The following is a 14289-nucleotide window of genomic DNA, read 5'->3' on the forward strand; positions in this document are numbered from 1 at the left end:
TAATAAGAGCGCCTCCTTGATGGTGTTGGGTTAAACCCTTTGACAAACCCATCATACCGAGGCGCTCCTTTTCTTTCAAAGTCCAATTCTTAGGACTAACAGGAATGTTTACTTTAATGATGGAATCAAAAAAGAGCTGCTTCAATGCAGCTCCTGCGCTATCGTTATCCTTTAGTTGAATAATTTTTTGAGCAAAGTTTATCTAGCTCTATTGACATAATCTACTTATCTTCGGCGATTTCAGAAATTTTATTAATAACAATCGGTACGTCTTCTTCATTACGGGTAACTACAAAGAGGTGGTCAGCTTCGCTTATTTCTGGGGCAAAGACTTCGCTCTTTTGTTGTCGAGCAAGTACATCCCCGAACGTTGAGGCACTCCTAAAAATGTCTTTGCTTCGCTGACTTTCTGTTACTCGAACTTGTAGTACATTATCTGGAATATCAAAATAGACAAGAATGGTTATAAATCCTTTCTTTCGAAAATAGTTTAGTACATCCATACGACCGTTTCGTGCAAGATTAGAATTGCATAAAACGAGGTGAGAATCGGTCTGATTGACCGCGTAGTCGACTATCGTTTGAGTAATTGTGTATTTCAGCGTATTTGGACCTTCTTTCGGACGTAACGATTTATAGTAAGCGTTAATAAACGATGCGTGATTGTCTTGGTCAATAGTAACTGAGTTTTTCAACTGCAATTCTAACTGTTTAGCGAATGTCGTCTTACCACTATGCGTTTTACCTACAGTTACGACTACAATCCTATTCATTATTTAACCCCCTTACTTGTTTACACCTTATTCCACAAATTTTTACGTAATCCTACCTGTTTGCTTAACGATAGAAAGAGCAGCTGCCGCGGTGACAAACTGCTCTCTGGAACGCTGAACTAACGTTCCCAGTTAGCTGAACAGCCTGCAGGATCTCGCCGGCAGGCTGTGTAATTAACCGGGTTGTCGCGATCTGATCGAGAATGGCTTGCTGCGCGGTGAGCTGCACCTTGCGATTAATCGTTAGATACAGATTCTGCCCCTTGACCGGCTTGGTCAGCTTCATGTCGCCGACGATCCGGCTCATGCTGTCGATTTGATAGGATTTATAACCGTTAAGCCCCCGCATCTCCTTCTGATACATCAACTCGATGCCGTCGTAGCCGACCTCCTCGGAATCCAAATACTTAAGCGTGGGATCCGATTGATCCGCGTTGATTTCTTTGTAAAAGTCCAGATTCTCCTTGGCTCCCTTCATCTTGTTCATATAGCCGACCAATTGAACTGCGACCCGGTCGGGACTGTACTGGCGAATGCGCTCCTCCACGATCTCCATGTCCGGATACTCGTCGCGGTGCTCGCTAAGATAGGCGATCTCTTCTTTTGACAGTCCCGATTTGATCCGTCGTTGTTGGAATGGCAGATGCGCTCTGCCTTTGATGACCATAGCCTCGATAACTTCCTCAGTCGTCAACGGCTTGGAATTCGCTTCGCCTTTTTCGTTAAACAGCTGCACGAGTTTTGCAGCCAGCGCCTCCGCCGCTTCTTGCTTAAAGCCTGTTTTGAAAGTAAAGTATAGGGACTGAGTTGAGATCGAATATGCGATCTGCTGTCCCGCCGAATCGTAAATATTGCCGCGGATGGGCGGGATGGATACGCCCTTCGTGATCATGCTTGTCTGGCGTTCCTAGAGACTCGGACCCTCGACGAACTGTAGATAAGCAAAACGTACGATTAGTGAAGAGAACAGGAGAAATGTAAGCATGAAAAAGACATTTAACCTAATACTGAAATGGCGACGGTTTCGAACTTTTTCTTTCGTACTTCGGTTTTATCATTAATTTCCATACCGTTCCTCATTCCGTCACTCGATACCCACCCTTTAATTGTCATATATTCAGACGAATTCCTTTTTAGAGAGGTTCAATCTTTATCCCTGCACAATAAGAATAAGCAACCTTACGGGAATGGCGGGTATCCGAACTCAATACCAAGTTATTTTTCAAAATTTACGCTTCCGAATCCATGAGACCGATGAATTCCCGGATCGGCTGTCGTCTATATAAACGAAGGCATAAATGAACACAAACTAATTTGACGAAGAGGTGTTTTGAAAATGGCATTAACGTCCGCATTCACGAGCTTCAACCTGCCTGTAAAAAACGTAGAACAATCGAAAGCGTTCTTCACCGGACTCGGATTCGAGCTCAACCCGCAATTCCCCGAGAACGAGAATTCGGTAGCCATCGTGATCGGCGACAACCTGCAGGTCATGCTGATCAATCAAGCATTCTTTAATACGCTCACGGAGAAGGAATCCGTCGATACGAGCAAGTATGCGCAGATGACGATCGCATTGGCCTTCGAGAGCCGGGAAAAGGTCGATGAAATCGTGAATACCGCGGTCTCCTTGGGCGGGAAATTGCACGCTGAACCTGAAGATCATGGGTTCATGTATCATTGGGGCTTCGTGGACTTGGACGGCCATCTGTGGGCCATTAACTACATGAACATGGATGCGGCACAAGGTTAAGGCTAACGGAGAGCACGCTCGTACTAGGGTTCAAAAAGAAAGACGCCGGGCATCTTCCCCGGCGTCTTCTTCGCGATGATTAGTTTTGTTCGGTATAGGCTTTGAAATTGTCCATGATCGCTTGCCAGCCTGCTTGCTGGAACTCGACGGGATTGGAGCTTTCCGCGTCGAACGTTTCAATGACCTTCGTCTCATTCCCTTGATCGACGAAAGCAATATCCACTCTTCTTCCGTCTTCCATGGTGTAGCCGATCGCCTCATGCCGATTCACGACATCGTAGACGCCGCCAAAATCAAAGCCCATGCTGCCATCCTTCGCTTCCATCCGTGTCAGAAACTTGCCGCCGACCCGCAGATCGTTTTCGGCTCTCGGCGCATGCCAGTCCTCGGACGCTTGATTCCACTTCGTGATGTGATCCGGCTCGGTCCAATAGCGCCATACCTTCTCGACAGGGGCTTGAATGACGGCTTGCACGGTTACTTTCGTCGGTTGACTCGTTTCCATTTTAAATAGACACCTCTCTCATGATATTCGTCGTTTGGTTATTCTCAATGATATAGACGTAAGCCAATGACGAAATTCATTGGTCAATTCGCTCAGGCAGCCCAAATCGCGAAAATAATGGCGTATGAATGAAGTTTTGAACGTGCAGGATTTGATTTTCTTTGGTTTCGATGACGTGGATGCCCCAGGGTACCAGGCCAGAGCCCTCTTTGCCCGGCATATACTGGGCCAACGCCGGATAACCGCCATTCACCGTAATGGGCACAAATCGCGAACCTTCGCAATGCCAGCGAGTAAGCGAATAGAAGGCGGACAAATCTTCCTTGCCGCGGATCCACATCTCGAAGGGCGGCATCGACATGCAGCCTTCCTCGTGGAACAACGCGACGAGTGCAGCAATATCGAATTGCTCGAAGGCCTCCACATACCGGGACAGCAGCTGCTGCTCCGGTTGAACGTCCATGCTGCTGAGCTCATCCGAGCGAAGCTGCGCCCGGTCCATCGTCTCTCGGGCTCTTTGCAAGGCGCTGTTCACCGCTGCCGGCGACATCGCCAACGTTTCCGCGATCTGCTTGGAGGACCATTCAAATACATCCTTCAAAATGAGTACCGCGCGCTGCCGCGGAGGTAAGGTCTGCAGGAGAGCGATGAAGCACAGTTGAAGGGTATCTCTGCGGACGAGCCGATCCTCCGGATTGCCCCCAAAGTCGGGAGACGGCCAGATCCAGGCAGAGTCCGGCAGCGTGTCACGCGGCTCGACGATGGCGACGGCCGGGTCGAACAGGTCAATGGGAAGCGCGCGGCGTTTGGATTGTCTCAGCTTGTCCAAGCACAGGTTGGAGGCAATCCGATAGACCCAAGTTTTGAACGAGGAATCCTGTCTGAACGTGCTCCAGCTCTGCCAGACCCGAATACTCGTCTCCTGAACGGCATCGTCCGCATCGTCCATGGAGCCTAGCATTCGGTAACAGAACGAGGTTAAGCCCGGCTTCAAGCTTGCAAATAATGGTTCGTCAAATGCGGTCTCATCGCGGCCTCCCTTAACGATCTCCCCGAAGGGTGGTACCTTCATTATATGCAATGAAGCGGACAGCCTCAATCCGAATATTTAGCACGATCGTACTAATAATTCAATAACCAATAAATTAACCCTTGTCTATACTTTAGAAATAATTCGCAATACCTCACGCCAGGACCTGAATACTGGAGCTATCCTGCCCGTTACATCAATGAAAAAAGGAGTTGCATCGCGGCAAGCTCCTCCACTGTCGTTTCTCGTTAGCTTAATAAATCACCTGATTACCCTTCCCAAAGGGCCTCTCGGTACCTTCGGAAATGTTACTTTCTAAAATCAATTCAAAAATAAATTCTTCAGCAATTACATAGGAACTCTCATATATTAAGACTTCATATTTTGCTTGTAGTCTCTTACTTGGTAAGATGGATGTCCTTAGTCCAAACTTCTCTAAAATCGTTTTATATTCATTTATTAAGATGGCTGGACCTGAAGCTACTAACCCATTATCACCACTAAACAGCCAGTCTAATGACTTCCATGCTAACGATTTATTTAAATAGTAATTGTAGTCTATCCATCCCTTTGTTACTTCTAAATGTTTACTAAGTAATTCACCAATCAATTCAAATTTTTTGTTTGTTTTACCAGTATAAAACAGTTCCGTATGTAACTCAGTATATTCCCATAGCAAGATGTGATCCTTGAATATATTTATATCTTCGAAAAATTCATTTACCAGCTTATAATTTTCAAAATTCTTACAGGTTACTTTCCAACTTTGAATTACCTTCTCAGTTCCATATAAAAAGACATCAAAAGTAATTGTAAGATATTCATTATCCTCAGATAAAAGAGATGGTCGAATGTAAATATCATCCTCGAAAACGGCTTGTTTGAATTTCTTAATAAATTCTTGCATCTTAGAATCACCTTCTAATATTGATTGGCACATTTTACGTACTTCGCCGCAATTTTATGAGAATACACGAATTATGATACCATAAAAAGGGATTTTCAAGGACAACACTTATTAAATTAATCTGCCCGTTCAACGAGGCTGCCGATCTATTAGCAGATGGCAGCCTCACTGATGATTATTATTGAGCTATAGTTCTTCGTTTGTTCAACAACGAGAAATAATTTACTTCGATATACCTTTTTGGTGTTTGATTATAAACTCTTGGCTCGTTACATACTCCATGTAATTTACCGCTCCGTTAAATTCCAAATAAGCCTGATAGCGAGTGCGAATAGCTGGATGTGTAATGAAATCAAGAACTCTATCTTTCGCCACCCAGCGGCTATCAGTTGTTTCTTCAGAAACAGCTAACTCCCCGCCAACAGGTTTACATACGAAATCAAATATAACTTGCGTAGGAACATCAGTCACGCCATCATACCATTTAAAAATACCTGTATTCGAATAGACACCAATTAAGTAGCTAACCGTGGTGTCTATTCCGCTTTCCTCTTTGATTTCACGAACCAAAGCGTCCATCAGATTTTCTCCAACTTCCACTTGTCCACCAGGATAAACCCAACCACCGTCATGAGTTTTTACTAAAAGGATATTACCTTGCCCATCTTCCACAAATCCACCTGCGGCTACAATGTGCGTTGGAAATGGCATATTACGTCCCCCTTATCGGAAATGTTGTATATTTATTCCATTTCCTTCTTGCATTATCCTGCCCGTTACTTCAACAGGCTGCCGAGCCGGCAGCCTGTTGTTATTGTGCTATCGTTTTCCGTTAGTTTAACTACTCGGCATTTTCAAATAATCCCAACACTTCTATTACCTCTGGTTGCCCTATCTTTCTCTAACCCTCCAAGAAAACCCTTTAGCTTCAAGCATAATTTTTTGTATAAGTTGTTAATCCCTACAAGCAGCTCTGCTTTTTCGTGTATATTTTTAGAAAGTTTATCCTATGACTTGTTAAACCCTGTAGACTTAATACTGATGTATCCGCATGCACTTCATGAAACAGTTCTCATACATACGAACCCTAAGGGTATAAATGATCCAGTCATGGATAAATTATAAAGGCATAACCAATATTTTCAATTTTTACTACCCACTTTGTAAGGATGGTGTTTATGTTTTGGAAGAAGCTTAAGATTGGACACCATTTTGAGAAACCTGAACCTCAGAATACCGTCCTAACGATAGATTCATTTAGACAAATTTTGGCCAACATGGACGATGCAGAAATCATCGAACGCAGGACCAATAATGATCAAATGGTGATGTTTCTCTACATAAGAACATTAATTGACCAAGAACGCTTAAATGAATCCGTTATCGAACCGCTGCTCCACTGTGATCTTGAAGAAATAAATGAATGCATAGCCACAGCTAAGGTATCCAGAATTGTCACGATGGAGGAAGGTCAGCAGAAACTATTAACGGGATCCATCCTTCTCTATGAACCTATGAAGAATCAGTGGTGGGCAGCACTTCTTCCAAATCCATTGACTCGCGCCATCGAAACATCGGAAACCGAAACCATTATGTTTGGACCCAAGGACAGCTTCAGTGAGCAAATCGATCAAAATGTGACAATGATTCGCAGACGGCTTCCATCGACATCTTTAAAATCAGAAAGGTTTTCTGTCGGTTCTGTAAGTAAAACAGAGGTTGTCATGATGTATATGGAAGGGGTGACCAATCCCGAATTTATTTCCATTGCAAGAAGTAGACTATCTACCATTGATTTTGATGTTTTTATGGATTCGTCCCATGTTGCGGCATTCATGGAAGATCATTATCATAGTATATTCCCGCAATTTCAACAAAGCGACCGCCCGGATCTATGCGCTTTCACTTTATCGATGGGAAAAATTACTTTTTTAGTAGCCAATACACCATTTGCGTTAATGGCTCCCATCACATTTTTTCATCTATTTCAATCTCCAGAGGATTACATTAATCGCTGGCTGGTTGCCAGTTTTTTGCGGCTGCTGCGATATGTAAGCTATGTACTTTCGTTAATATTAGTCCCGATCTATGTTGCGTTAGCCACGCATCATTATCAGATGCTCCCGATGCAAGTTCTTTTTGTATTATTAGAATCTAGAACCAAATTGCCGTTTACGCCATTTTGGGAAGCATTTTTAATGCTGCTTACCCTGGAGATCATCAAAGAAGCAAGTCTTAGGATGCCCACAAAGTCGGGTCAAGTACTAGGCGTGATCGGTGGCATTGTCGTAGGACAAGCTTCCGTTGAAGCCGGTTTTGCAAGCAAAATATTAATTGTTTTAGTAGGTGTTACGGCTATCGCTTCATTTCTAGTCCCTAATTATCTCGTGACCAAATCAAACACACTGCTTCAATTCGCTTTCCTTTTCCTTGCCAACTATATCGGAATGTTAGGGATAGTATTCGGGATAATTGTTATTCTTGTCCATTTGAATAGTATCACATCTTTGAAACAACCTTATTTTGCCCCCTTAGCTCCTCTTTACTGGAGGGATTGGTTAGATCTTTTCATTCGGGGTCCTTTCCATTGGATGAAGGAACGTCCTGAATATTTACATACCCTACAGAAATGGCGAACCAGTCAAAGGAGAAAATAATGTGAAGGCATCTTCCTTATATGAGAGAACGGCCACGTTTGGCGGGATCTATGTCTTTTTCATGGTCAACCGAAGTCAAATGCTATATTTCGTCTTAGTCACTCCTTCCAAATTGGTTTATCCCTATATGATTTGGGCATTAATTGCCGTGGGGATTTTATCACAATTGAATATGATCTTGATTGCAAAATGGTTTTCATCAGACATTTCCACCAAAGGATATCAAGGATTTGTTCAACTATTTGGAAAGCGGACGGTTCGTGTTTTGGCCTTCGTTGGTCTGTTTTTCATTTTTGCTAAAATATATGTAAGTACACTGGGGACTGTGGAAGTGATTAATAGTATCATCTTCCCTTCCATGAATCCTTTGTGGTTGATTTTATTTCTCTTTGGGATTTGTTTGTACGCGGCCTCTCGAGGAATGACGAATGCGATACGCTTTGTCGTTATTGCCTTTTTTGGTTCCGCTTGGATGATTTTATGTTTTATTCCTTTCTTCTTCCCATCGATGGCGTCACTTCACGATTTATATCCCTTGATCCCCGCAGACTGGTCGACAGTCTCCTGGAAGAATCTTTTATTCATTTGGCAAGCGTTCTCGGGACCGGAGTACTTGGTCTTTATTGGGCCGTGGTTAAACCAAAAACAAAAGATGTTGAAATATTTGACATTTGCTAATACCGCGTCTGTCTTTGAGTATTTGATTATGTTTGTTGTTTCCTTATTATTTTTTAGTTCCCAATACTTGAACAAAAGCAGATTTCCGGTAACGGACCTTATTCGTTATCTGCAAACTCCTGTTTTTGAGCGAATTGATATCATTTTAATTTGCCTGCAAATGTTTTATTATGTGTGGGCCATTTCCATTTATTTCTTATGGTTCTACGGGGCTATTCGAATAGTTTCAGGAAGATTAAACGAACAGAGCAATCGAATTGGTTTTATAACCTGTTGGATCATGATTTTAATAAGTACGATTATTCTAGACAAGTGGTTTGATGAAACTGAACAGAACCCTTTGATGAACCTACAGATTTGGTTACGGGCATTTACCTACTTGTTCATCCCAACCTTCCTTCTGATTGCTTGCAAACGAAAGGGGCTTATCTAGCATTGAGGCTGTTTAAACATACGATGTTCCTCGTCATAATGAGCAGTATGCTATGGATGATTGGATGCTCCCCATTTGTAGATAACAATCAGATCGAAGAAATCTCCCCTGTGATTTGGTGGTCGATTACTGAGGGTGCAAAAGGGAAGCTAAGAATAAGCACACTGGTACCACCCATATATTCTGAACCAAAAAAAATGCTTACCCAAGAAGTCGATCTATTGAAGGAGGGAGGAAAGGATTTTAATTTAAGCTATTATCGGGAAGTAAAATCAGGACAACTTCGTATGGTATTTATTGAACAAGAACTGGCGAAAAAAGGCATTACATCACTTATGAACACTTTATTTACGGACCCTGATATTTCTCAACGCCTTTATATCGTCATCGTCAATGGAAGCTTTGATGATTACATTAAAAATCAAATAAAAACACAAGACATTCCCGGCTATTTTCTTTATCGTTTGCTTAAACACTATGAAAGTAAGAAACAAGGAGATATGACTATTGTAAATCTACATCAATTTATGAAAAGGTACTATTCACCATACTCCGATCCAGTCGCACCTATTTTCAAGGTCGATAAAGAACATTTTATCTACGAAGGAACTGCCTTCTTCAAAAACGATAAACTGCAAACGAACATCAATAAGAGAAATGAACAAATATTCCAACTGATTGATCATAATCATCACCTTAAAGTCCTTACCATCCCAGAGTTATCAATAACGATGGGGAATGTCACTTCCGAGACAAAGATGAAATTAAATCTCGACTACTCAACATTATCTCTCAACGTCGAGCTCAAAGGTCGAATTGAAGAGTACCGTGGAAAGGGAGATATAGACAACCTTGATCAATTAGCGGTTATTCATCAACAGATAAAATCGCTTTTCGAAAAACAAACAACAGAGCTGCTAAAGAAAATGCAAAAGTCGGAAGTGGACCCTCTGGAAATAGGTACTCTTACACTAGGTCCTTTTTCGAAGCCCATGAGCGAGGATGAATGGTCTACTCTCTGGGCGAACGTGAAATTTAACGTTACATATGAGCTTCATATTCAACCTTTGACGAATGTGCGAAAATAAGCTTGCACAAACACAGAACGAGAACCATCTTCTTAACGGTTCTCGTTCTGTGATATTTTCCAATGCAGGCATGCTGGCATTCTTGTTGAACTATTCTGCCCGTTACATCAACGGACAAAAGCAGCCAATCGTTTGCCGGCTGCTGTCGTGTTGTGATTAAACTATCGTTCTTCGCTTAATCAATGGGGCTTATTTTTGTTGAGATACCAAACTTCAATTTGGTTATACGTAGTTTGAATTTTCCTGTTAAAACTCTCCTGGTACTCTTCTTTAATATCCCTACCACTGGAACCATACTCATCATAACAATCAATTAGTAAATCCTTTATTTTGTCAATGTTGTGGTCATATAAGCTGCGAATGATTTTTTGAGTCAGCCTATCGTGCTCGTCGTCAGGAGCCCCCATCCCGATTAATCCCATAGGGTCAAATTCATTAACAATTTCTCTGATAGCTAAAAAATCACTCATATACTCCTTGGACAACTTCTTTTTATTAATAACTACCAGCCTCCGATGCAAATTTATGCTGAATTAATGGTACCACACATTGGAAGTATCCTGCCCGATAGTTTAATGAGGTTACCATCGCGGTAGCCTCATCTTGTAGTTAATGAACATAAGTTACCTGTTAGCTCAACGATATCCCGAACACCCTTGGCGAAATGCCGAGCGCGCGGTGCAAATCCTATTTCGGACTTCTTCGGTTTCTGGAAAAGACCACGAGCGCGGCGATTACCATCGCACCGAAACCCATGGTTTTGGCTGACTCGGATTCCATTCCCAGCAACATGCAAAGATTGGTAACCAAGCTTTTCGTTAGGAGTGCAACCACAATCAGCATGATCGGACGAATAATATTGTACTTTTTCATATGTGCCACCCTTTCTTATGTGTCTGCTAATTTAATTCTTTGCTTCCATTATTTAGCTTGTACATTTCCATTTGACCCTTTATTAAACAAACCTGCCCATTTCTATTATAAACAAAAGAGGAGTTGCCGCGAAGCAAGCCCCTCAACTATCGTTCTGCGTTAGTTTAGTCAATTACTGTAGTTGAATGAAATGCAACATACAGGGGCTCTCTGTAAAAAACTTACTTGAACCATGATGTGTAGAGATATGTACCAATACAATGAGTTTGTACTTGAAAAAGGAGCTGTGTACGCAGCTCCTTCGCTGTTTTAGAATGGTTTTCTATAAACCTTGATGATACGTGTACCGTTTCGGATAAGCCTTTGCGCCTGCGCTAGGTTGATCCGGACTAAGACGGAAATGTCGCTCGTCGCGTTTTCCACGTCAAATACCTTGAAAATCCGTCCGTTGGCAAACAATACGCCTTTCAACTCGACTTTCGTTGTGCTAGTAGGTTTCGGATCTACTTTTGCAAATGTCGTACGCTTTACACCTGCACGAAGGAGTGCTGCTGCTTGTTGTGCGGTCGTCCGCACTCCAAATACTGGATCAATTTCAACTCCGGTTGTTATCGCCTCCACCTCAACAATCATAAAAAAACGATCGCCGATCTTAGCTATGCTATTTGCTCCGATATTTATCGGTTGCGCCATGTTTCATCACCCCCTCGCACTACAATATGAGGGGATGCAACCGGGGGCATGATATAATCGTCTATTTATCCGTTCATACCGATAAATGTGCAAAATGCTCGTATTTGATTTACTCCATTCTTCTGCCCGTTAGTTTAATCGCCACCTCGGGTTAACTGACTTGCTGCTTCTATACGAATAAATAAATTGTTTCTCCATACAAGAAGAAATTAAATAGACGTTCACTCAATGAGTGCACTTTTCTGTCGGGTGACAAATAAGTTTTGAAGTGCAAGAATCCAGCAAACTCAAGGGTTTGCTGGATTTTCATAAAAAATCGATTTACAAATTAAGTTTTGAAGTGGTGTTTTGGTGTGAAAAACCTGATTTACAAATAGGTTTTGAAGTACTTCTAACAAATTATTGCCTACGGTTTCATTAAACTAACGTTCTCCGTTAGTTCAATGAATAAGGCCTGAAAAACATTATGCTAAAGCATCTGCGGTATTACATTAACGAGCATCAATAGCGAAGAAGTAGCTTTTCATGTCAGTTGAAACTAAACCGACAAACGTCCCTTTTTCCGTACGAACTTTTATCGAACCCTCCCAGGCTGCAAAAACTATGGTGTTAGAGCATTGCCACTAAAAGTTTTCATATTTTCTAATGAAATAGTTTTTAAAATTTCGTCAAATACTTCTTTTTGTGTCTCTGGTAAAAATATCTCTATTCTTCCTCCTTCGTTTTCTCCTGCAATCGCAACACCGTATCCCTTATATCTGGATACTTTCTTATCTTCAAATTCATACTTAATTGCATGGCCACTTTTAGTTACCTCGCTTTTTATAACGTTTTTTCTTGGTAAATACCCCTGTTTTCCTGGATTCAAGCAATCGTTACAATTCGAATTAACATATACGTTGTATAATTGGTTCGGATCAGCTGGATTGTTGTACGTACTTTCCTGCCATGTGAACGCCTTATCATACCTTATTTTTCCAGACTCCCAATTAGAAGGTAAGTTGGCGGATAAATCAATGCCATTTGTTGCATGGCCTATATGATGCATCTCAATCTTCCCTTTTTCACTTGTCTGTTCATTACTTAGTGAAGAATCTGATTCAGGAAACAAACTTGATTTATCTTGAACTGAACTTATGATAAATGCTAACCCTGTTTGCGGTGTATATCCAGAATAATAACTAAATTCACCGCTTTGAACTGTACCTTGCATTTTCTGGTAATCTGGGTTGTCATCCATAATACCGTTAAGGTGAAGTGAATTGAATATATTACCTTTCTCTTTCCCCGACAGCTTAGGTTGAAATACATCGACAATGGTTCCAGAGGCATCTACAAAATCTATTCTTGATTGGTATCCTTTGTCCATAAATAGTAACGTTAACTCTCGAATTGAATTATCTGCTTTATTAACCAGGGCTATAATACCTAGTGCATTGCTAAAATAATACTGAACAGTATCTTGCTTTACACCCTTAGCTACAGGGAAATCTTTAATTAGTAGCTTGCTACCCGATTTTTTCGACTCCTCATTAAATCGCTTCATGAATTCATTTGCGTTTATTCTTAAAGTCCCAAGAATGGGTAACACATTAGTTTCAGTTTGTTGAACCAAATTTGTATTAACGGATTCTTCAGTTTTTACATTATGGACTATCTCAGATGTGCTTTTTGTACTGCCTAATTTACTCATTACTTGAAAAGAAGTATAACTAAAAATAGCTAAAGAAATCAGAAACAAACAGCTACCTAATTTTACGAACCCCTGTTTTTGAACAAAGGAAAATGCCGTATAAATTAAAGATATTGCCGCACAAATTACACTTAGAATTAGTGCAGTCACAAGTATAGTACTAATATTTCCCAACACCTTTTACTATGCAACCAAGACAATGCAAAATATTCACTCCTAGGTTTGACTTTTATGAGACTTATCACATTATATCCCGATCTTTCATGGTAGTATAGTACCCTTCGTCACCTAACCCATTAGTTTGCCATACGAGAACCGTTGTATCGCAAATTGGGCATAAACGCCAAATTCAACTAGTTCCTTTAATAGAAACAGCGGCGAACCAAGACTTGAAAAGATAGTCTTAGACTGCTGCTGGTTTCAATTGAACTAACGTTCTCCGTTAGCTTAACGCCTTTGCCTTATTCTAGCACTTTTGTATCTCTAACCTTTTCAAACCTTTTTACAAGCTCTTCAATAGGTGTTTTATTATCTTGTAATTCTTTTTCAATTTCAGCAAGGTCTCTTTTCTTCTGTTCAACAATTTTAATTCCTTTTTTATACATCTCTCCATATGCAGGATCATCAACTCTTGTTTTAAAATATTCGGTTTCAGCCAAAATTCCCTTTAATCCACGAATGTTATCCTCAAACTCTTTTTTGGGATCAGGGGGAACTAAATTTGCTTCTAACAATCCAGCTTCCCTGCCAAGTTCTTTTACCTTACGACCTTGCTTCTCTACGTTAGCATGATCTTCATCTGTTTTACTCTCTGGCATTGACTCAAAGATTGCCTTTTCTTTTTCGAAGTCATTTTTAAGTTGCGATAGTTTTACTGCATTTGGCAGAATATCTGCATAAGCATTATAACTAAGTGATCCTCCTATAATAATAACTAAACCGACACTTGCCGATATCATGATTTTATTTTTCATTTTAGTCACTTCCTTCACGCTAAAAAAATTAAGTTATTATGCTGCACTTATTAGACGCGCCATGTTGGAATAAGTTTCCTAAATTTATTCAATTATCCTGCCCGTTACTTCAGCGGATAGCTGCTTCACTAACGATTCCGTAAGCGTAACTGGTTTAAAATGAGACATCAATATTCATCTTGTAGATGGAAAAATACGTGAAAAAGATATGTTCCTTATTTACTAAAAATTT

At 41.1% G+C, this 14289-nt stretch carries 15 protein-coding genes; 4 read left to right on the forward strand and 11 right to left on the reverse strand.

Features of this window, described 5'->3' with window-relative positions:
* Positions 1-221: 221 nt before the first annotated feature.
* Positions 222-773: an AAA family ATPase gene (locus AC58UU_RS39480; protein ID WP_497322973.1), complete on the reverse strand. Its 552-nt coding sequence runs from the start codon at positions 771-773 to the stop codon at positions 222-224.
* Positions 774-837: 64 nt separating this feature from the next.
* Complete coding sequence (locus tag AC58UU_RS39485) at positions 838-1665, reverse strand: hypothetical protein (RefSeq protein ID WP_497322974.1); 828 nt, start codon at positions 1663-1665, stop codon at positions 838-840.
* Positions 1666-2109: 444 nt separating this feature from the next.
* Here AC58UU_RS39485 and AC58UU_RS39490 point away from each other — a divergent pair, with 444 nt between their 5' ends.
* A complete protein-coding gene (locus AC58UU_RS39490) occupies positions 2110-2526 on the forward strand; it encodes a VOC family protein (protein WP_007729208.1) in 417 nt (138 codons plus the stop codon).
* Positions 2527-2605: 79 nt separating this feature from the next.
* On the opposite strand, the gene AC58UU_RS39495 is transcribed toward AC58UU_RS39490, so the two are convergent.
* From AC58UU_RS39495 to AC58UU_RS39510, 4 genes are all read right to left on the reverse strand, one after another.
* Positions 2606-3031, reverse strand: coding sequence for an SRPBCC family protein (locus AC58UU_RS39495; RefSeq protein ID WP_028548475.1), 426 nt, complete (start codon positions 3029-3031; stop codon positions 2606-2608).
* A gap of 76 nt (positions 3032-3107) precedes the next feature.
* Positions 3108-4103, reverse strand: coding sequence for a sigma-70 family RNA polymerase sigma factor (locus AC58UU_RS39500; protein ID WP_497322975.1), 996 nt, complete (start codon positions 4101-4103; stop codon positions 3108-3110).
* Positions 4104-4314: 211 nt separating this feature from the next.
* Positions 4315-4968, reverse strand: a complete 654-nt coding sequence (locus AC58UU_RS39505; RefSeq protein WP_497322976.1) for a hypothetical protein — start codon at positions 4966-4968, stop codon at positions 4315-4317.
* 222 nt (positions 4969-5190) lie between these two features.
* Positions 5191-5679: an NUDIX hydrolase gene (locus AC58UU_RS39510; RefSeq protein ID WP_497322977.1), complete on the reverse strand. Its 489-nt coding sequence runs from the start codon at positions 5677-5679 to the stop codon at positions 5191-5193.
* Between the two features lie 467 nt (positions 5680-6146).
* On the opposite strand from AC58UU_RS39510, the gene AC58UU_RS39515 reads away from it, so the two are divergent.
* The 3 genes from AC58UU_RS39515 to AC58UU_RS39525 are packed head-to-tail and all read left to right on the forward strand — an operon-like array spanning position 6147 to position 9824.
* Complete coding sequence (locus AC58UU_RS39515) at positions 6147-7625, forward strand: spore germination protein (RefSeq protein WP_497322978.1); 1479 nt, start codon at positions 6147-6149, stop codon at positions 7623-7625.
* A 1-nt stretch (position 7626) separates the two neighbouring features.
* The gene (locus AC58UU_RS39520) at positions 7627-8736 is read left to right on the forward strand and encodes a GerAB/ArcD/ProY family transporter (RefSeq protein WP_497322979.1); all 1110 of its coding nucleotides are present in this window, start codon (positions 7627-7629) and stop codon (positions 8734-8736) included.
* Positions 8737-8759: 23 nt separating this feature from the next.
* Positions 8760-9824, forward strand: coding sequence for a Ger(x)C family spore germination protein (locus tag AC58UU_RS39525; RefSeq protein ID WP_497322980.1), 1065 nt, complete (start codon positions 8760-8762; stop codon positions 9822-9824).
* Positions 9825-10003: 179 nt separating this feature from the next.
* Here AC58UU_RS39525 and AC58UU_RS39530 read toward each other — a convergent pair whose 3' ends face one another.
* The 5 genes from AC58UU_RS39530 to AC58UU_RS39550 all read right to left on the reverse strand — a co-directional run bounded on the left by AC58UU_RS39530 (position 10004) and on the right by AC58UU_RS39550 (position 14057).
* Positions 10004-10294 carry a hypothetical protein gene (locus AC58UU_RS39530; RefSeq protein ID WP_497322981.1) on the reverse strand — a complete coding sequence of 97 codons (291 nt, stop codon included), beginning with the start codon at positions 10292-10294 and terminating at the stop codon, positions 10004-10006.
* A 217-nt stretch (positions 10295-10511) separates the two neighbouring features.
* Positions 10512-10697 carry a hypothetical protein gene (locus AC58UU_RS39535; protein ID WP_171633739.1) on the reverse strand — a complete coding sequence of 62 codons (186 nt, stop codon included), beginning with the start codon at positions 10695-10697 and terminating at the stop codon, positions 10512-10514.
* A 309-nt stretch (positions 10698-11006) separates the two neighbouring features.
* Positions 11007-11390 (reverse strand): hypothetical protein, encoded by a 384-nt coding sequence (locus AC58UU_RS39540; protein WP_090823744.1) that lies wholly within the window; start codon positions 11388-11390, stop codon positions 11007-11009.
* A 601-nt stretch (positions 11391-11991) separates the two neighbouring features.
* Complete coding sequence (locus AC58UU_RS39545) at positions 11992-13233, reverse strand: hypothetical protein (RefSeq protein WP_497322982.1); 1242 nt, start codon at positions 13231-13233, stop codon at positions 11992-11994.
* A 311-nt stretch (positions 13234-13544) separates the two neighbouring features.
* Positions 13545-14057 carry a hypothetical protein gene (locus AC58UU_RS39550; protein WP_497322983.1) on the reverse strand — a complete coding sequence of 171 codons (513 nt, stop codon included), beginning with the start codon at positions 14055-14057 and terminating at the stop codon, positions 13545-13547.
* Positions 14058-14289: the final 232 nt, after the last annotated feature.

Source organism: Paenibacillus sp. JT22N1, assembly GCF_059692155.1.